Consider the following 17164-nt stretch of genomic DNA (forward strand, 5'->3'; position numbering starts at 1 on the left):
CCCGCCCTCCACGCGGTGGGCGAACCGGAACTGCTGCTCTCCGCGTTCATCAGTGGCATCGCTGCACTGCCGGCCCGGACACGTGACGGGCGGTGAGGTTCACGCAGGCCGACGCCCGGAAATCATGACGAGTGGCATATCGGCGATGCGGGATACGTGCTCGTCGACGAGTTCGAGTCGGCTCGCGAGGTCACGCGCCTCGTCGAGACTGATGGAGCGACCGGCGATCCAGGTGTGGAAGATCGCGAGATTGATGCTGCCGAGGACGCGCGGCGCCTTGTAGTTCTCGACGAACTTTTCGGCATCCTCGAAACTCGTGCTGCGGTCCGCATCGGTGATCAGCAGGGGGCCACCCGCTTTGAGGACGCGCACGCACTCGGCGAGCCCGGCCTCGCGCGACGACCAGTGTTTGATGGAGCCGTAGCTGATCACGCCGTCGAAGGTCTGGTCGGGGAAGTCGAGCCGCGTGGCGTCGCCGACGTCGAACCGGACCCGGTCGCCGTAGTTGCGCATGCGTTTGGTGGCGCGCTTGATCTGGGCTTCCGACAGATCGAGGCCGAGAATGTGCACGTCGGGGCGCTGGTCGGCGATGTAGTTCGTGAACAGCGCCCCGCCCGATCCGACGTCCAGAATGCGGGCGTTCGGTGGGAGACGCGGCAGAAAGTACTCGTCGATGACGTGGCGTGAGCGGTAGACGGCCGGTGCCACGATGGTCTCGTACATCCAGGCGTGCGCCGGCGTGTAGATCGCGGTGATGGGGTCGAACGGTGCCATCGGCATTGTCGCGCTCCTCGTTGATGTCCCGGTTCCCACGGCGCTCGAACCCGTGCGGGTCGACTTCCCGCGCCGTTGTCGCTTCGAGATTAACGGGTGTGCGGTCGGTTTTGCACGATCCCCACGTGCCTGAGAGCGCTGTGAACTGCGGTGATGAGGTTCCAATTCCAGGCAACCGGTCTCCTGCGAGCGGGAATCCGGAAAACGCGTCACTATTCCGGACCTCGGAAATCCAATCATAGACACGACGTCCATTTATAGATACTGTCGCCAGCATTGGCTCCTGTGATGCGGACCACGCGCATCACAGGGTGACTCGTCGAGAGGACGCAGATGGCACTGGACGTCTCCACCACGCCCACGCTGAGGGCCGGCCGGCGGACCCGGGGGAAGAACCTGGGTCTGCTCACGGCCTCGACCGCGATGGACAACGCCGAGAACAGCATCACCACGGTGTTGTTCCCGCTGATGCGGGAGGCGTTGGGGCTCTCGTCGTCGGCGCTCGGCGTCATCGTGGCGGTATCCAAGGCGGTGGGCATCTTCGCCGCGGTTCCCTGGGTGTTCCTGGCCAAGCGATTCTCGCGGCGTGCGGTGCTTGCGACGTGCTCGGGCTTCTGGGGTGTGTGGGTCGTCCTGGCGGGCCTGTCGAGCAGTTTCACCCAGTTCGTGATCCTGTACGGCATCGCGGCCGCAGGCTTCGCGGGCGCCGGGCCCATCGCTCTCGAGATCATGGGCGATCTCTACGACGACAGACGGCGGGGCCGGGCCACCGGGATGCTGTACGGCGGCGTCGCCATCATCACCGGCGTGAGCGCCCCGCTGTTCGGTCAGCTGTCAGGGTTCGACGACGGCTGGCGGTACGGCTACGTCCTCTCCGGCTGTATGTGCATTCTGATCGGTGTTCTCCTCGTCGTGTTTCTCGACGACACACGGCCCGGCGGGGGCGAGAGCAGAGCCGGCGACGCGGCGGTGAAAGCGGAGGAGAAGGCGCAGAACGTCGTCGCCGGTGTGCGGGAGCTGCTGCGCATCAAGACGTTCCGTTACATCCTGGTGCAGCGGCTGTTCTCGGGGCAGAACGTGATCATGAGTTTCGGCGTCGTGTTCCTGGTGGAGGAGCGGGGATTCTCGACAGCCACCGCAGCGATCGTCGCAACGCCGTTCGCGATCGGGTACCTGCTCGGAACCGTGGTCGGAGGCCGCCTCAACGACGCCGTGCACCGCCGGTGGCCCGCGAGTGGACGGGTGATGATGCTGCAGGCCAGTCAGTTGGCCTTCGCAGCAGCGGTATTCGTCGAGCTGAAGACGCCGACGTCGTCGATCGGATTCTTCGTCGCGATCTTCGCGGTGGTCGGGTTCCTGCAAGGCCAGGTGCCGGTGGTCAATCGTCCGCTGATCATGGCGGTGGTGCGCCCGGAACAGCGGGCGCTGGCCTTCGCGGTGTCGCTGTCGACGGTGGAGGCGCTCGCATACGCGGGATATGCGCTGCTGGTCGGCTATCTGGGCGATGCGATCGGGTTGCAGGGAGCGCTCCTGCTCGTGACCGTGGCGCTCACCGTCGTCAACGGGTTGTGCTCCGGTCTGCTGTACCGGCCGTACGCACGAGACAGCGCCGCAGTACGCGACTCTCAGGTGGTGCCGATGTCCTACGAGGGTGAGCCGTCGAAGCCGGATGCCCAGTAGCGCCCGCGCAGCGACAGCTCCAGCAACATCTCGGTGACGGCTTCCGGTGTGAGCGGTGGTGGATCGGATTCGAGCCACCACTGCAGCACGGCAACCTGTTCGCCCACCCACGCCCGCGACAGCACTTCCATGTCGATGCGGGGTGTGACCCCGTTCGACTCGGATCGGGCCGAGAAGATCTGGGCGGCAAGGGCGGTGCGTTCGTCGACGAATCGGCGCAGTGCGCGCCCGTCGCCCTCGCCGCGCAGCACGACGCGGTAGGCGTCGCGTTCCTCGGCGGCGTGCCGGAACATTTCGAGCACCGGCTTGCCGGTGAACCCCACCGAGGAGTCGGACACGAGGGGCCGCAACCGCTCCTTCAGGTCCTCGCCGAGGTCGGCGACGATCTGGCCGAGCAGTTCGTCCTTGTCCGTGTAGTGCGTGTAGAACGTCGCGCGGCCGACGTCGGCACGTTCGGTGACGTCTTCCACGGTGACTGCGGAATAACCCCGTTCGAGCACGAGCGAGACGAGTGCGTCGCGCAGCAGCCGCTTGGTGCGGCGCACACGCCGGTCTTCGATGGCCACGGTGACTTCCGCCCTTCCTCTCACGCCAGCAGTCCCGTCAGCATAGTGCACCCTTGACATCGCGCCCGATGCTGGACACTATGTCCAATAACGATCAACACGTCGATCTTGGAGACTGCATGAATCTCGGTACCTACCTCACCCGGAGCGCGACGTTCCGGCCGGACAGCGAGGCCGTGGTGTGCGGCGACAGTCGCCTCACCTACCGGGAACTCGACGACTCGACCAACCGTCTCGCCTCCGCGCTGATGCGCACCGGCCTCGGGATCGGCGACGCGGTTGCCACTTTCGCCGGCAACTGCGGAGAACTCGTCGTGACCGAGATGGCCGTGTGCAAGGCGGGATTCGTGCGCGTTCCCGTCAACGCGCGCCTGGGAGCCGACGAACTCGGCCACGTCCTGCGCGACGCGAACGTCAAGACGCTCTTCGTCGACCTCGCGCACGCCGACGTGGCGTTGAAGGTCGTCGCGGACCTCGGCCTCGACATCGCCGTCTACGACTACGGGAACAGCGCACCCGGCGCGGACCGATACACGGATCTCCTCGCCGACGGACTCGGCGATCCCGTCGCCGTCGACCTCACCGAAGACGCGCCCGCCGTCCTCAACTACACCTCCGGGTCCACCGGGAAGCTCAAGGCTGCCGTGCAGACGTACGGAAACCGGCTCGCCAACATGCGCAAACGCTTGATGAGCCCGACCGGTGCACCCACCGAGACGGACCGGTATCTGGCCCCGGGACCGATCACCCACGCCTCCGGGATGATGATGCTCGGCGTGCTCGCCCGCGGCGGCGCGGTCGTCGTCCTGCCTGCGTTCGACACCGAGTTGTTCCTGCGCACCATCGAGAAGGAACGCATCACCACCACCTTCGTCGTCCCGACGATGCTCAACATGCTGATGGACCATCCCGCCGCGAACGACGTCGACCTGTCGAGCCTGCGGTGCGTCGGCGTCGGCGGCGCACCGGTCTCACCGCAACGGCTGCGTGACGCCGTCGCGATGTTCGGCCCCGTCATCATGCAGGGATACGGTCTCGGGGAAACGACGAGTGGCATCACCGTACTCACCTACGACGACGTCGTGCGAGGCGTCGAATCCGATCCGGAACTGCTGATGTCCTGCGGGCGCCCGGTATTCGACACCGAGGTTCGCGTGGTGGACGACGCGGGCAACGAACTGCCGGCCGGCGGGATCGGCGAGATCGTCGCGCGCGGCCCCGACTGTGTGCGCGAATACTGGCACGAGCCCGACCTGAGCGCCGAGACGTTCGTCGACGGCTGGGTCCACACCGGGGATGTCGGGTACTTCCGCCACGACGGATATCTGTTCATCGTCGACCGCAAGAAGGACATGATCATCTCGGGCGGGTTCAACATCTACTGCAGCGAGGTGGAAGCCGCGCTGTACGAGCACCCGGCCGTATCCGGCGCCTGCGTCGTCGGTGTCCCCGACGAGAAGTGGGGTGAGGCAGTCAAAGCCGTCGTGGTCACGCGGACCCCGGTGACCGAGGACGAGCTGATCGAGCACTGCGCCGAACGCCTCGCGCGGATGAAGAAGCCCCGCTCGATCGACTTCGTCGACAGCCTCCCCGTCAACCGCAACGGCAAGATCGACCGCAAGTCGGTGCGCGAATGCTACTGGGCGCAGGCCGCCCGCCACGTCAACTGAAAGCGGAGCCTCCGATGACCTTCACCCTGAACCCCACCTACGACGACAACCCTCGCCTGCACGGCCTCGTCGCACGGCTGCGTGACTACCTGGACGGCGAACTCGCCGACTACGAACGCGAACTCGGCCTCACCGCCGGGAGCGTGTACACCCGAGAGACGCTCGAGCCGGTGTGGCGACGCAGCCGCGAACTCGGCTTCTACGGTGTCAGCCTGCCCGCGGACCTCGGCGGCGCGGGACTGTCGTTCACCGAACTCGCAGCCCTGAAGGAAGAAGTGGGCGCGTCACCGCGGGTGCTGTCGACCTCGGTGCTCGGCGACATGGGCGGACCGCTGCGGGTGGGCAGCATCTTCCAGTACGCCACCGAGTACCAGATCGAGAAGTACCTGCTCCCCGTCACGCGCGGCGAACGCGCGTGCTGCTTCTCGCTCACGGAGAACGACGCCGGCTCCGACGTGCGCGGCATGCTCACCACCGCCACCCCGGACGGCGACGGGTGGCGCCTGACCGGCCACAAGGTGTTCTCCACCGCCGGACCGTTCGCGGACTTCTCCATCCTCATCGCGAAGATGGCAGTTGACGGCGACGCCGGCCCGCGCTACTCCGCGTTCCTCGTCGACCTGGACACCCCGGGATGCACGGTGCAGCAGGGCGAGACCCCGATGTCGGGCCAGCACATCGAGGCCGACATCGTTCTCGACGACTGCTATGTCGGACCGGAACAGTTGCTCGGTGACGTGGGGCAGGGGCTGAAGATCGGGCTCGGTCGCGTCACGGTCAACCGGCTCCTGCACTGCCCGACGGCGCTGGGCGGTGCACGCCGAGCCCTGGAGTTGTCCGTCGACTACGCCCGCACCAGGCAGGTGCAGGGCGCGCCGCTCGGCACGCTGCAGAGCATCCAGCACCGGCTGGCGGACATGGCAACCGACTACTACGCGGCTCGGGCGATGACCTACGACGCACTCGCCGCGCTCGACCGGGGCGAGCGGCCGCGGATCGAAGCCTTCATGTGCAAGCTGTTCGTGGCGGAGAAGGCGTTCGCGATCGCCGATGCCGCCGTGCAGATCCACGGCAAATCGGGCGTCGTCCGTGGCAGCGAGGTGGAATCGCTGTTCCAGCGTCTGCGGATGTTCCGGATCCTCACCGGATCCTCCGAGATCCAGAAGAACGGCATCGCCCGATTCCTTCTGCTCCCGTGAGCGCCGACCCGGAGACGGAGCCCGACTACCGGTTCACGCTCGCCAACGAGCGGACGTTCCTGGCCTGGATCCGTACCGCGCTCGCTCTTCTGGCGGGCGGGGTCGCGGTCAGCCAGTTCTACCTGCCGCGTGGCGGGGCCGCGTTCCACGACACGCTGGGTGCGGTCTGCATCCTGCTGGCCGCGCTCGTCGCGGTCGGTGCGCTGCTGCGGTGGCGGTCGGTGCAGTCCGCGATGCGCCGCGCCGTTCCGCTACCGGCATCGCGTCTGGCCCCGGCCGTGGTCGCGGGTGTGTGTCTCGCCGCCGCGCTCGGCGTCGTCTGGGCGGCGACGTGACCGCGCTGCCGCCGGGACTGCAGGCCGAACGTACGGTGCCGGCGTGGCGCCGCACGTTACCGGCGGTCTGCCTGTGCCTCGCCGCAGTCGTGCGCGCCGCGCTCGTGCACCCGCACGTTGCCCACGTCGTTGCGGTGGCCGGAGCTTTCGGCGCTGCCGCGTCGGTGGTCGCAGGAGCCGTGACGCGGCACCGCCGATACCGCCGGCGCGCCGACGACCCCCGCCCACTCGGCCTCCCGATTCCCGCCGCCGTCAGCCTCGCCGTTCTCGCGACGGCAGGCGCCGCCCTTGCCGCACCGGCCTGAAGCTCGATGTTCCCCAGCCCGTATCCCGATCCGACAGAGGAGATCCGCTGTGTCGCAATTGCCACTCGCAGAACTGAAATGGACGCTCGGATTCACCGACCCGGCGCACGTCCGCCGGCAGGCGACGACCGTCGGCGAGACCGGCCCCACACGTCGGGTCTGGCGCGGCGACGGCCCGCGCCGGGAACTGCCGGAGCAGTTGCAGGACCTCTCACGGCTCGCCGTCGAGTCCGGAGGCGGGGGAGCGAGCACCCTGTACCAGTTCCTCGTCGACTCACATTCGGACGGGATGATCGTGCTGCACCGCGGCGCGGTCGTCTACGAGCAGTACCTGCACGGCCTCCGTCGTCAGGACCTGCACCTGACCGCGTCGATGGCCAAGGCCTTCATCGGCCTGCTCGCCGGGATTCTCGAGGACCAGGGCTTGTTCACGCGGGACGATCAGGTCGCCACATACGTTCCCGAGTTGACGGGAACGGCATTCGGTGACGCCACCATTCGTCATCTGCTCGACATGACGACACAGGTGGCCTACGGGGGACGAAAATTCCATCGTGAGGTCGAGGCACACCGGTGGTGGGCAGTCGTGGCCCCCGGGATGCGGCCCGACGGATACGACGGGCCGACGACCCTGCTCGACCGACTGAGAACGGCCCGCGCGACCGGCCCGTACGGCGAGGTCTTCCACTACGAGAACGGAAGCTGCGAGGCGATGGGCGCGCTGATCAGCCGCGTCACCGGCGCAACCGTCTCGGACCTGATGAGCGAGTTGATCTGGTCGAAGATCGGTGCCGACGAGGACGCCCGGTACATCCTCGACGCCGCCGGCGTCGAAACCGCATGCGGTGGGTACGCGGCCACACTCCGGGACATCGCCAAGGTGGGGGAGATGCTCCGCTGTGGGGGCGCTCTCGGCGACCGCCAGATCGTTCCGGAGTCGGTGGTACGTGCGATCAGCACCGTCCCCGACGGAGCCACCGCTCAGGTGCGGTTGCCGCGTGCGTCGGCGAATTCGCCTGCCACGATGAGCTACCGGGACTACTGGTGGATCCTCAACGACCCGTTCGACTCCTTCATGGCCAGCGGAATCCACGGCCAGCGGTTGTTCGTCTCCCGCGAACTCGATCTCGTCGTCGCACACTTCGGATCGCAGATCATCTCGCCGTGCGTCGCCACACCACCGTTCCCGGCGGTGTTCACGCGGCTCGGGACGCAATTGTCGATGGCGGTTGTCTGATGTAAACGAACACCCGTGCCACGACGTCCTCGACAACTCCCGCTGACGGATTGCGCACCTGACGGATGTGCCGGGGCGGCGGACGCAATTACTGTGGCGACCTCGGACGGGCACTCTGCCGAGTGCCCGTCCGTGGCATGACATCTGGACTGTGACCGGAGAGCGTCAGCCGTTACGACGGGGTGACGTTCCAGATGATCGGGACCTGATCGGTGGGCATGTTCTCGGCCCTGCGTTCCTGACGCTGGTCGCGTTGCCGATCGCGGGTCCGATCGTCGTTGCCGCCGGGGATGTCGCGACCGGTGTCAGGGGCGGCCACTGCGGCGACCGGGTGTTCCGCGGCCGGGGCAACCGCGCCCGCGACGCCGACGGGAAGGACACCGAGTGCGGCTGCAGCCACCACCACGGTCACGATCCGCTTCCGCAGCGAGCCGCGGTGGGTGCGTCGGTCGTCTTGGTGCGAATGTGTGGCGTTCATGGTCTGAATTCCTGTCCGAGTGCCGCGAACCCGACGTTCACGGCTACTTGAACGGTGTCTGCGAGGGCGCGAAACGTTACACCCCGCCGGACATTATTCTGCGGTGAGTTTTCCGCCGCTAGCGCAAGTCGCGAAATGCGGCGAGCAGGCGATCCCGCAACGCCGGATCGAGCTCGTCCGGGGGGAGCGCCCCGAGGGTGTGCACCGTCTGCTCGATCTGCTCGAGATAGGTGGCGCACCCCGGGCATTCGCCCAGATGGGTTTCGAATCGGACCCGGGCATCGGGATCCATGTCATCCTCGAGGTAGGCCGTGACGAGTTCGACGAGGTCCTGGCAGTCCATGTCTTCCATGTCTCACGCTCCCGTTCCGAGATAATCCTCGAGGGCCTGGCGCACGTGTGCGCGACCCCGATGCAGCAGCACCCGCTGATTCGCCGGGGTGATCGCGAGCATCGCGGACACTTCCTCGGCGTCGTAACCGAGGACGTCACGCAGAACGACCACGATCCGCTGGCGGTCGGGTAGGTGCTCGAGTTCGCGGCCCGCGACGTCGAGGACCTCCGCACCCAGGACCGACCCTTCGGGGGTCTCCGGCCAGCTGGTCGGAGGAGTCGCCCAGTGGTGTGGATCCTCCGGGGAGGATGCCGGCAGGAACCGGGCCGGGTCCACGGAGGCGCTGCCCGTGTAGGCGGCCAGTGCGGCGTCGACATCGTGCCGGTCCCGCACTCCGCGTTTCTTGGCGATGTTGACGAGTATCCGGAACAGCCAGGTACGGAGCGTGGAGCGGCCTTCGAATCGGTCGATGCCCTGGAGCACGGCGATCCAGGTTTCCTGTACGACGTCCTCCGCGACCTCGGCGCTGGCCACGTACCCTCGCGCCACGCGCAGCATCATCGGTGTGTGCAGGTCGACCAGTTCGGCGAATGCCGACTCGTCCCGTGCACGCAAGGCGTCGACGAGGAACTGCTCGTGCGAGGTATCGATCTCGGTCATCCGCTCCTCCTCGGTGATCGAGGCGCTCCGGAAGCGTGGCCGCGTGAGACGGCCGGATGTCACCCAACATTACCGATCTCGGTGGCAGCCGTCGATCAGCCGCATCCGGGCGCGCGGTGGTAGGGCCGAACGGCCCTGTCTCGGCTTCGTGGCGCGAGGAAGACTCGATGCGGAGGGGTGGCGGGCCGCGGCGACGCGGAAACGGTCGCGGCGGCCCGGGTGCCCCAGGAAACGACTGCACCTGGCAATTCAGGAAGGGCGACGCATGGATTTTCGGCGAACTCCGCTGGCGCGTTCGGAGAATTACTGGGAGCAGCTGGGTTCAGTGGAAGCTCGCCACGTGGACGGAGCCGAGCAGGACCGGCCGCCGGCCCCGGATGAACAGGTCTCGCTCGTCGACCACTGTCGAGGCGCCACACCCGACCCGGCGTGAGGAGCGTGAGCGCGGAGAGAAACGCTAGGCAACTCCGGTGCGACGTGGCACGATTTCGTTTGTGACGAGCAGTCCCGCTGCGAACCAGCGCCTACGTGACCTCGCGCTGCTGCGCCGCGTCCGTGACCGGATCGATCGAGAGCACGCACAGCCGCTGGACGTCGAGTCGCTCGCCCGTGGCGTGAACATGTCGGCCGGGCACCTCAGCCGGCAGTTCCGGCTCGCGTACGGCGAGTCTCCGTATTCGTACCTGATGACGCGGCGCATCGAGCGGGCGATGGCGCTGCTGCGTCGCGGCGACCTCAGTGTCACCGAGGTCTGTTTCGCGGTCGGCTGCTCGTCTCTGGGCACCTTCAGCACGCGTTTCACCGAGCTGACCGGAGTCCCGCCCAGCACCTACCGGCGCCAGGAGGCTGACGCGGCGGCGGGCATTCCGTCGTGTGTGGCGAAGCAGGTCACCAGACCGATCAGGAATCGAGAAGCGCAGGGCGCCGATTCGTAATTATCGTGATCCCATGGACATCACAATTCACCAGACCTACCTCCCGCAGGACGACCCGGACGCCGCGTTGGCCTTCTATCGCGACACTCTCGGCTTCGAGGTTCGCAACGACGTCGGATACAACGGGATGCGCTGGATCACGGTCGGCCCGGCCGACCAGCCCGGCACGTCCATCGTCCTGCATCCGCCGGCCGCCGACCCCGGCATCACCGACGACGAGCGCCGCACCATCGCCGAGATGATGGCCAAGGGCACCTACGCGGCCATCAACCTGGCCACCAGGAATCTCGACGGCGTCTTCGAGAAGCTGCAGGCCAGCGACTCCGCGGAGGTCGTCCAGGAGCCGACCGAGCAGCCGTACGGAGTCCGTGACTGCGCTTTCCGCGATCCCGCGGGCAACATGGTTCGTATCCAGGAACTGCGCTGATCGACGCCGACGGAGACCGCGAAGGCGGCTCCGCCCAACAGAGGGAGACACGATGAGCATGGCCACGAAGGCGGACACGACGGGGCGTGCGAAGCGACGGGAAGATTCGGAGTCGCCGGATCTGCACGCTGCCGACAGTCACGATCTCATCCGCGTGCACGGCGCCCGCGAGAACAACCTCAAGGACATCAGTGTCGAGCTCCCGAAGCGCCGGCTGACGGTGTTCACCGGTGTCTCCGGCTCGGGCAAGAGCTCGCTGGTGTTCGCCACGATCGCCGCGGAGTCGCAGCGGATGATCAACGAGACCTACAGCTCCTTCGTGCAGGGTTTCATGCCGACCCTGGCTCGGCCGGAGGTCGACGTACTGGAGGGCCTGACGACGGCGATCATCGTCGACCAGGAACGGATGGGTTCGAATCCCCGCTCCACCGTGGGGACCGCCACCGACGCGAATGCGATGCTGCGCATCCTGTTCAGCCGGCTCGGGCAGCCGCACATCGGCTCGCCCCAGGCGTTCTCCTTCAACGTCGCGTCGATCTCGGGCGCGGGCGCGGTCACCATCGAGCGCGGTGGCCGTGAGACGAAGGAGCGGCGGAGCTTCAGCATCACCGGCGGCATGTGCCCGCGCTGCGAGGGCCGGGGGTCGGTCACCGACTTCGACCTGACCGCGCTGTACGACGACAGCAAGTCCCTCAACGAGAACGCGCTCACGATCCCCGGCTACAGCATGGACGGCTGGTACGGCCGGATCTACCGCGGCTGTGGCTATTTCAACCCCGACAAGCCGATCAGCAAGTACACCAAGAGGGAGCTGAACGACCTCCTCTACAAGGAGCCGACCAAGATCAAGGTCGAGGGGGTCAACCTGACGTACTCGGGGCTGATTCCCCAGATACAGAAGTCGTTCCTGGCCAAGGACGTCGACGCGATGCAGCCGCATATCCGCGCGTTCGTGGAGCGGGCGATCACGTTCACCACCTGCCCCGAGTGCGACGGCACCCGGCTCAATGAGGGGGCTCGATCGTCGAAGATCGAGGGCATCAATATCGCCGACGCCTGCGCTATGCAGATCAGCGACCTCGCCGACTGGGTCCGGGGTCTGAAGGAGCCGTCGGTGGCGCCGCTGCTGACGGCGCTGCGGCACCTCCTCGACTCGTTCACGGAGATCGGGTTGGGGTACCTCTCGCTGGACCGACCGGCGGGCACGCTGTCGGGCGGCGAGGCGCAGCGCACCAAGATGATCCGACACCTCGGCTCGTCGCTCACCGACGTCACGTATGTCTTCGACGAGCCGACCATCGGCCTGCACCCGCACGACATCGAGCGGATGAACGCCCTGCTGCTGCAGCTGCGGGACAAGGGCAACACGGTGCTCGTCGTGGAGCACAAGCCGGAGACGATCGTGATCGCCGACCACGTCGTCGACCTCGGCCCCGGCGCCGGTACGGCGGGCGGCACCGTCTGCTTCGAGGGCACCGTGGAGGGGTTGCGGGGGAGTGACACCACGACCGGCCGTCACTTCGACGACCGGGCGGTGGTCAAGGAATCGGTGCGTTCGTCGTCCGGTGCGCTGGAGATCCGCGGCGCGTCCTCGCACAACCTGCAGGACGTGGACGTCGACATCCCGCTCGGGGTGCTCTGCGTGGTCACGGGCGTTGCGGGCTCCGGCAAGAGCTCGCTGATCGACGGCTCGGTGTCCGGGCGGGACGGGGTGGTCTCGATCGACCAGGGCGCGATCAAGGGCTCCCGGCGCAGCAACCCGGCGACCTACACCGGGCTGCTCGATCCGATCCGCAAGGCGTTCGCGAAGGCCAACGGCGTGAAGCCGGCACTCTTCAGTTCCAACTCCGAGGGCGCCTGCCCCACCTGCAACGGCGCCGGTGTCATCTACACCGACCTGGGCGTCATGGCCACCGTCGAATCCCCCTGCGAGGAGTGCGAGGGGAAGCGGTTCCAGGCGTCGGTGCTCGAGTACACGCTGGGCGGCCGGAATATCGCCGAAGTGCTCGCGATGCCGGTGGCCGAGGCCGAGGAGTTCTTCGGTGCCGGCGAGGCGCGGATCCCGGCGGCTCACAAGATCCTGCAGCGGCTCGCCGACGTCGGGCTCGGCTACCTCAGCCTCGGACAGCCGCTCACCACGCTGTCCGGCGGCGAGCGTCAGCGGCTCAAGCTGGCCACTGCCATGGCCGAGAAGGGCGACGTCTACGTCCTCGACGAGCCGACCACCGGCCTTCACCTCGCCGACGTCGAACAACTGCTGGGGCTGCTCGACCGGCTCGTCGACTCCGGTAAATCGGTCATCGTCATCGAGCATCACCAGGCGGTCATGGCGCACGCCGACTGGATCATCGACCTCGGCCCGGGCGCCGGCCACGACGGCGGCCGGATCGTGTTCGAGGGCAGTCCGGAGGATCTGGTGTCCGCCCGCTCCACCCTCACCGGCGAGCACCTCGCGGCCTACGTCGGCACCTGATCGCCCCTTACCCATGCGACTGTCAGACCGTCACGTTCGCCGAATCTGACGAGATGCCTTCCGACGACGTCTTCCAGTCGGGGCAGCTCGCCGGATTCGGCGACGAGGTGCAGGTGTAGTTCGCCTTCTGCGGCGGTCACCGTCGCCCGGCCGCCGGCCAGGTCGATCCAGCCGGATCGTGTGTCCGGTGTCCACTCGCCGCCGTTGCGGCGTCCGAGGTGGGATACGAGTTGTTTGCCGTACCGTTCGGGCCGGTCGGTGCGGACGACCGCGTGCGATTCGCCGCCTGTGATGTCGCCGGTCATATCGGTCCCTTTCGACGGTGCGTCCCGTGTCTCAGTGTGTACCCGGAACGGGTGGGGTGCCGTGGGTGTGGAACGTCTCGATGGTCTTCATTCCCCACGCCTGACCCTTGGACCGTTCGGCCTCGGTCCATTCGATGACGTCCCAATCGGGATCGAGGATCAGCCGCGCTCCGGGGTTGCAGAACTCGATACGGTTGCCGCCCGGCTCGTAGACGTAGAGGAAGAACGTCTGCTGGATGGCGTGCTTGTGCGGTCCGGTCTCGATGTGGACGCCGTTTTCGAGGAAGACGTCGGCGGCGCGGAGGATATCCTCGCGGGTGTCGGTGGCGAACGCGATGTGGTGCAGACGCCCGTTGCTGCCCGTCCAGTCCTCGGTGTAGACCACGTCGTAACTCTTGTTCGTGAAGGTCAGCCACTGTCCGGCGATTTTGCCCGTGTTCAGCCGGATCTGTTCGGTGGGACGGCCGCCGAGCACGTCCCGGACGAAGGTTCCGTTGGTCTCGACGTCCGCGGCGAGGAAGTTCACGTGATCGAGGCGGCGAACCGTGGCGGGCGCACCCGGGTAGCGTTCGGCCTGGTTCTTCAGCGCCGGCGCGAACTCCGCCGGAGGCGCGGTCTTCTCGACCTCCCAGTACAGGTCCATCGGGTGACCGTCGGGGTCGGCGAACGTGTAAGTCTTGCCGATACCGGGATCACCGTCGCGCCACCCGAGGCCGCGGCCGGCGGCTTCGATCGCCGCGACACGGCGTTCCAGTGCCGCGGCACTCGACGTCCGGTAACCCAGCCGCCCGATGCCCGACGTGTCGTGGGCGGTGAGCTTGAGGGAGTGGTGCTGGTAGTCGTCCCACGAACGCAGGTACACGCTGTCGCCGTCGGCGGCGACCTCACGCAGGCCGAGCAGTTCGGTGAAGAACCACTTGCTCTCGTCGAAGGTCGGGGTGAACAGTTCGACGTAGCCGAGGTGGGCGATGTCGAAGCGGGCGTCGTCGTCGGTGCTCATGAGTTGTCCTCGGTGTGGGGGCCTGCGGGCCGGGGGTAGACGGTGCCGTCGAACAGGGTGCGGGCGGTGCGGATCACGGCGGCGCGGCGGATGTCGACGCCGTCGTCGCCGGTGTAGGTCAGGTCGATGTCGACGTCGAAGTACCCGGTGGGGTGTTCGATGCGGACGACGCCGTCGTCGCGGTGACGGCTGAGCCGATCGGCGACCGATCCGGGGATCCGGACCGCGGTGCCGACGGTGAGCGCTCCGAGCACGCCGATGGCGGTGTGGCACCGCACGGGGATGAACGTGCGGGTGTCGAGGGTGCCGTCGCCGAGGGGGGCGGCGACCAGTGTCATCTTGGGGACGGTCGTGGTGGACACATCGCCGAGTCCCATCAATTTGCCTGCCTGCGAACGGATGTGGGCGAGCCGGTCGGTCAGGTCGGTGTCGGCCTCGAGTTCGTCGGGGCTCTCGTGACCGCGCACACCGAGATCGGCGGCAGCGATGACGACCGTCGGCATGCCGTTGTCGATGCAGGTGACGTCCACTCCGTCGACGGTGTCGACGACGCGGCCGGTCGGGAGCAGCGCCCCGCACGTAGAGCCCGCGGTGCCGGAGAACGCGATGCTGACCGGGGCGGCGGCGCCGGGCACTCCGGCGATCTCGCAGCTGCCGGCGTAATCGACCTGCCCGCCCGGTGTCGGGAACGTTGCCGTGGCGAAGCCGTCCGAATTGACCATCCGGATCCGGACACTCGTGTGCTCGGAATCGGCCGCCACCAGGCCGTGTTCCACGGCGAACGGGCCGACGCCGGCGAGGATGTTGCCGCAGTTCTGCGCCGACGACACGCGGGCCTGATCCACCACGACCTGCAGGAACAGGTAATCGACGTCCGCGCGCGGATCATCCGACGGGCTGATCACCGCGACCTTGCTGGTGAGTGGGTGGGCGCCCCCGATCCCGTCGATCTGACGGGGATCGGGGGATCCCATGACGCGCAGCAGGAGGTCGTCCCGCTCGCGGAGGTCGGAGGGGAGATCCGCGGCGAGGAAGAACGCCCCCTTGGACGTGCCGCCCCGCATCCAGGTGCAGGCGATGCCGCCCATCACAGCGTCTCCTGCTGTTCCAGCCGGTACTGCTTCTGCGACAGGTACCGCACGCCGAGGGAGTCGAGGACCGGACGCAACCCGTACCGGTCCAGTCCCAGCTCGCCGTCGCGGAAGGACTGTCGCGCGGCCTCTTCCTTCTCCAGCCGGGCGCGGGAGGCGGCAACGGTGTCGGCCGCGGCGGCGCGGGGCACGATCACCACACCGTCGTCGTCGGCCACCACGACGTCACCGGCGTCGACGGACACCCGGCCCAGGGGCACGGGAATGTTCACCGCGCCTGCGGTGGCCTTGACCGTGCCCTGCGCGGACACCGCGGTGGACCACACGGGGAAGCCCATGTCGTTCAGTTCGGCGACGTCGCGGACGCCGGCGTCGATGACGAGTCCGCGGACACCGCGCGACTGCAGGGCGGTGGCGAACAGTTCGCCGAACATGCCGTCCGTCGACGGGGAGTTGGTGGTGACCACCAGGATGTCGCCGGCGCCGCACTGCTCGATGGCGGCGTGGATCATCAGGTTGTCGCCGGGCCAGGACAGGACGGTCACGGCGGTGCCGGCGATCCGGGCGCCGGACTGGATGGGCCGGAACTGCGGGCCGGCGAGACCGGCGCGCCCCTGCGCCTCGTGCACCGTCGCGGTGCCGAACTCGGCGAGGGCGTCGACCGTGTCGAGGGGTGTCTTGATCGGGTCGGTGAGGATGACGGGATCTTTCACGACAGCACCTCCGCCACCTGCGGGTAGTACCGCACGTACGCCTCACCCATCGTGTCGGTGCTGAAGCCGAGGTTCGGTCCGGCGTTGCGCTTGACCTGCACACCGCGCCGCCGTGCGAGGTCGGTGTAGTAGGTCCACATGTGTTCCTGCGCCACAAGTGATTCCATAGCCTTACGCTTCTGCGGGAAGACGTCGGTGATGTCGATCAGCACGTTCGGCTTGAAGTCGCACTGCTCGGGCTGGTGCGGCTCGAAGAAGAACACCGGCGGGGCCCCCAGGGGCTCACCCTCGGCGGGATAGCCGATCGCCTGGGCCAGGATGCGGGCGTCGAGCGCCATTCGGGCGGCCGCGGGATGGTCGGCGTTGTACGGGTCGATCAGCGGATGGGTCAGCACCACAGTCGGATTGACGTCGCGGTAGACGTGCACCAACCGGTCGACCAACTCCGGCGAGGGCAGCAGCGGGTAGTCGCCGGCGTCGAAGAACTCGATCTCCGCTCCCAGTGCCGACGCGGCCGCTTCCGCTTCTCCCCGCCGGATGTCCTTGATTTCCTCGAGCGACTTGCCGTCCCGCCATGCCCGAGCGGATTCACCGCGCTCGCCGTAGCTCAGGCACACGACTTTCGCGCGTTCGCCGCGAGCAGTGGCGGCGGCAATGGCTCCGCCGGCACGCCAGACGAAGTCGCCGGCATGGGCGCTGACGACCAGCAGGGCCGGTTCTACCTGATTTGCCATGAGTGATTCCTTTCCTCGCTGTCCGAGATGTGGGCGGGGACACCTCGCCCGGTAGCAAGTAGCGCATATTGCCGACCAAATTGTCAACAATCACGTACTCATTTTTCACGACGATAAGGTTGTGCAGATCGTGGCGGATCGTATAGGTTATGTGCCGAGTGACCTGAGTCACGCGATCGAATCATCGCTGTGAGGAGAGCCGTGCCAGCTGTTTCGTTCGGCGCCGCGACGCCGCGCCGATTCGGGTG

Annotated in this window: 19 protein-coding genes; 9 read left to right on the forward strand and 10 right to left on the reverse strand. The window is 67.5% G+C overall.

The window, feature by feature from the left end; all coding sequences use genetic code 11:
- Positions 1-99: 99 nt before the first annotated feature.
- Complete coding sequence (locus tag AZG88_RS05360) at positions 100-780, reverse strand: class I SAM-dependent methyltransferase (protein ID WP_061045094.1); 681 nt, start codon at positions 778-780, stop codon at positions 100-102.
- 327 nt (positions 781-1107) lie between these two features.
- Here AZG88_RS05360 and AZG88_RS05365 point away from each other — a divergent pair, with 327 nt between their 5' ends.
- Positions 1108-2454 carry an MFS transporter gene (locus AZG88_RS05365; RefSeq protein WP_061697127.1) on the forward strand — a complete coding sequence of 449 codons (1347 nt, stop codon included), beginning with the start codon at positions 1108-1110 and terminating at the stop codon, positions 2452-2454.
- Here the strand turns inward: AZG88_RS05365 and AZG88_RS05370 are convergent.
- Positions 2418-3020 (reverse strand): TetR/AcrR family transcriptional regulator, encoded by a 603-nt coding sequence (locus AZG88_RS05370; protein WP_061697128.1) that lies wholly within the window; start codon positions 3018-3020, stop codon positions 2418-2420. The genes AZG88_RS05365 and AZG88_RS05370 overlap by 37 nt on opposite strands.
- Positions 3021-3139: 119 nt before the next feature.
- Here AZG88_RS05370 and AZG88_RS05375 point away from each other — a divergent pair, with 119 nt between their 5' ends.
- From AZG88_RS05375 to AZG88_RS05395, 5 genes are read left to right on the forward strand one after another with little or no spacing between them, the layout of a single operon-like run.
- Entirely contained in the window at positions 3140-4690 is a 1551-nt protein-coding gene (locus tag AZG88_RS05375; protein ID WP_005237894.1) for an acyl-CoA synthetase, read from the forward strand.
- A gap of 14 nt (positions 4691-4704) precedes the next feature.
- Positions 4705-5889 (forward strand): acyl-CoA dehydrogenase family protein, encoded by a 1185-nt coding sequence (locus tag AZG88_RS05380; RefSeq protein WP_061697129.1) that lies wholly within the window; start codon positions 4705-4707, stop codon positions 5887-5889.
- Complete coding sequence (locus tag AZG88_RS05385; RefSeq protein ID WP_061697130.1) at positions 5886-6224, forward strand: YidH family protein; 339 nt, start codon at positions 5886-5888, stop codon at positions 6222-6224. Before AZG88_RS05380 ends, AZG88_RS05385 begins: the two co-directional genes overlap by 4 nt.
- Complete coding sequence (locus AZG88_RS05390; protein ID WP_061697131.1) at positions 6221-6529, forward strand: DUF202 domain-containing protein; 309 nt, start codon at positions 6221-6223, stop codon at positions 6527-6529. The genes AZG88_RS05385 and AZG88_RS05390 overlap by 4 nt, the downstream gene beginning before the upstream one ends.
- 49 nt (positions 6530-6578) lie before the next feature.
- Complete coding sequence (locus tag AZG88_RS05395; RefSeq protein ID WP_061697132.1) at positions 6579-7766, forward strand: serine hydrolase domain-containing protein; 1188 nt, start codon at positions 6579-6581, stop codon at positions 7764-7766.
- A 172-nt stretch (positions 7767-7938) separates the two neighbouring features.
- Here AZG88_RS05395 and AZG88_RS05400 read toward each other — a convergent pair whose 3' ends face one another.
- From AZG88_RS05400 to AZG88_RS05410, 3 genes are all read right to left on the reverse strand, one after another.
- Complete coding sequence (locus AZG88_RS05400) at positions 7939-8244, reverse strand: hypothetical protein (protein ID WP_061697133.1); 306 nt, start codon at positions 8242-8244, stop codon at positions 7939-7941.
- A gap of 118 nt (positions 8245-8362) precedes the next feature.
- Entirely contained in the window at positions 8363-8587 is a 225-nt protein-coding gene (locus AZG88_RS05405; protein ID WP_061697171.1) for an anti-sigma factor family protein, read from the reverse strand.
- Between the two features lie 12 nt (positions 8588-8599).
- Positions 8600-9301 carry an RNA polymerase sigma factor gene (locus tag AZG88_RS05410; RefSeq protein WP_061697134.1) on the reverse strand — a complete coding sequence of 234 codons (702 nt, stop codon included), beginning with the start codon at positions 9299-9301 and terminating at the stop codon, positions 8600-8602.
- A gap of 431 nt (positions 9302-9732) precedes the next feature.
- Between AZG88_RS05410 and AZG88_RS05415 the strand changes: the two genes are divergently transcribed.
- From AZG88_RS05415 to AZG88_RS05425, 3 genes are read left to right on the forward strand one after another with little or no spacing between them, the layout of a single operon-like run.
- Positions 9733-10173 (forward strand): helix-turn-helix transcriptional regulator, encoded by a 441-nt coding sequence (locus AZG88_RS05415; protein ID WP_005237884.1) that lies wholly within the window; start codon positions 9733-9735, stop codon positions 10171-10173.
- A gap of 13 nt (positions 10174-10186) precedes the next feature.
- On the forward strand, positions 10187-10600 hold the full coding sequence (locus AZG88_RS05420) for a VOC family protein (RefSeq protein ID WP_005237883.1): 414 nt from the start codon (positions 10187-10189) through the stop codon (positions 10598-10600).
- A 52-nt stretch (positions 10601-10652) separates the two neighbouring features.
- Entirely contained in the window at positions 10653-13073 is a 2421-nt protein-coding gene (locus AZG88_RS05425) for an ATP-binding cassette domain-containing protein (protein ID WP_061697135.1), read from the forward strand.
- Here AZG88_RS05425 and AZG88_RS05430 read toward each other — a convergent pair.
- From AZG88_RS05430 to AZG88_RS05450, 5 genes are read right to left on the reverse strand one after another with little or no spacing between them, the layout of a single operon-like run.
- Positions 13058-13378 (reverse strand): DUF2218 domain-containing protein, encoded by a 321-nt coding sequence (locus tag AZG88_RS05430; RefSeq protein WP_005237881.1) that lies wholly within the window; start codon positions 13376-13378, stop codon positions 13058-13060. The two genes, AZG88_RS05425 and AZG88_RS05430, sit on opposite strands and share 16 nt — an antisense overlap.
- Positions 13379-13409: 31 nt before the next feature.
- Positions 13410-14378 carry a VOC family protein gene (locus AZG88_RS05435; RefSeq protein WP_005237880.1) on the reverse strand — a complete coding sequence of 323 codons (969 nt, stop codon included), beginning with the start codon at positions 14376-14378 and terminating at the stop codon, positions 13410-13412.
- Positions 14375-15466 carry a 4-oxalomesaconate tautomerase gene (locus AZG88_RS05440; protein ID WP_025431592.1) on the reverse strand — a complete coding sequence of 364 codons (1092 nt, stop codon included), beginning with the start codon at positions 15464-15466 and terminating at the stop codon, positions 14375-14377. The genes AZG88_RS05435 and AZG88_RS05440 overlap by 4 nt, the downstream gene beginning before the upstream one ends.
- Complete coding sequence (locus AZG88_RS05445; RefSeq protein WP_061697136.1) at positions 15466-16182, reverse strand: 4-carboxy-4-hydroxy-2-oxoadipate aldolase/oxaloacetate decarboxylase; 717 nt, start codon at positions 16180-16182, stop codon at positions 15466-15468. The genes AZG88_RS05440 and AZG88_RS05445 overlap by 1 nt, the downstream gene beginning before the upstream one ends.
- The gene (locus AZG88_RS05450) at positions 16179-16916 is read right to left on the reverse strand and encodes a PIG-L deacetylase family protein (protein ID WP_005237870.1); all 738 of its coding nucleotides are present in this window, start codon (positions 16914-16916) and stop codon (positions 16179-16181) included. Before AZG88_RS05450 ends, AZG88_RS05445 begins: the two co-directional genes overlap by 4 nt.
- Between the last annotated feature and the right edge of the window lie 248 nt (positions 16917-17164).

This window comes from Rhodococcus sp. LB1, assembly GCF_001583455.1.
Classification (GTDB): domain Bacteria; phylum Actinomycetota; class Actinomycetes; order Mycobacteriales; family Mycobacteriaceae; genus Rhodococcus_F; species Rhodococcus_F opacus.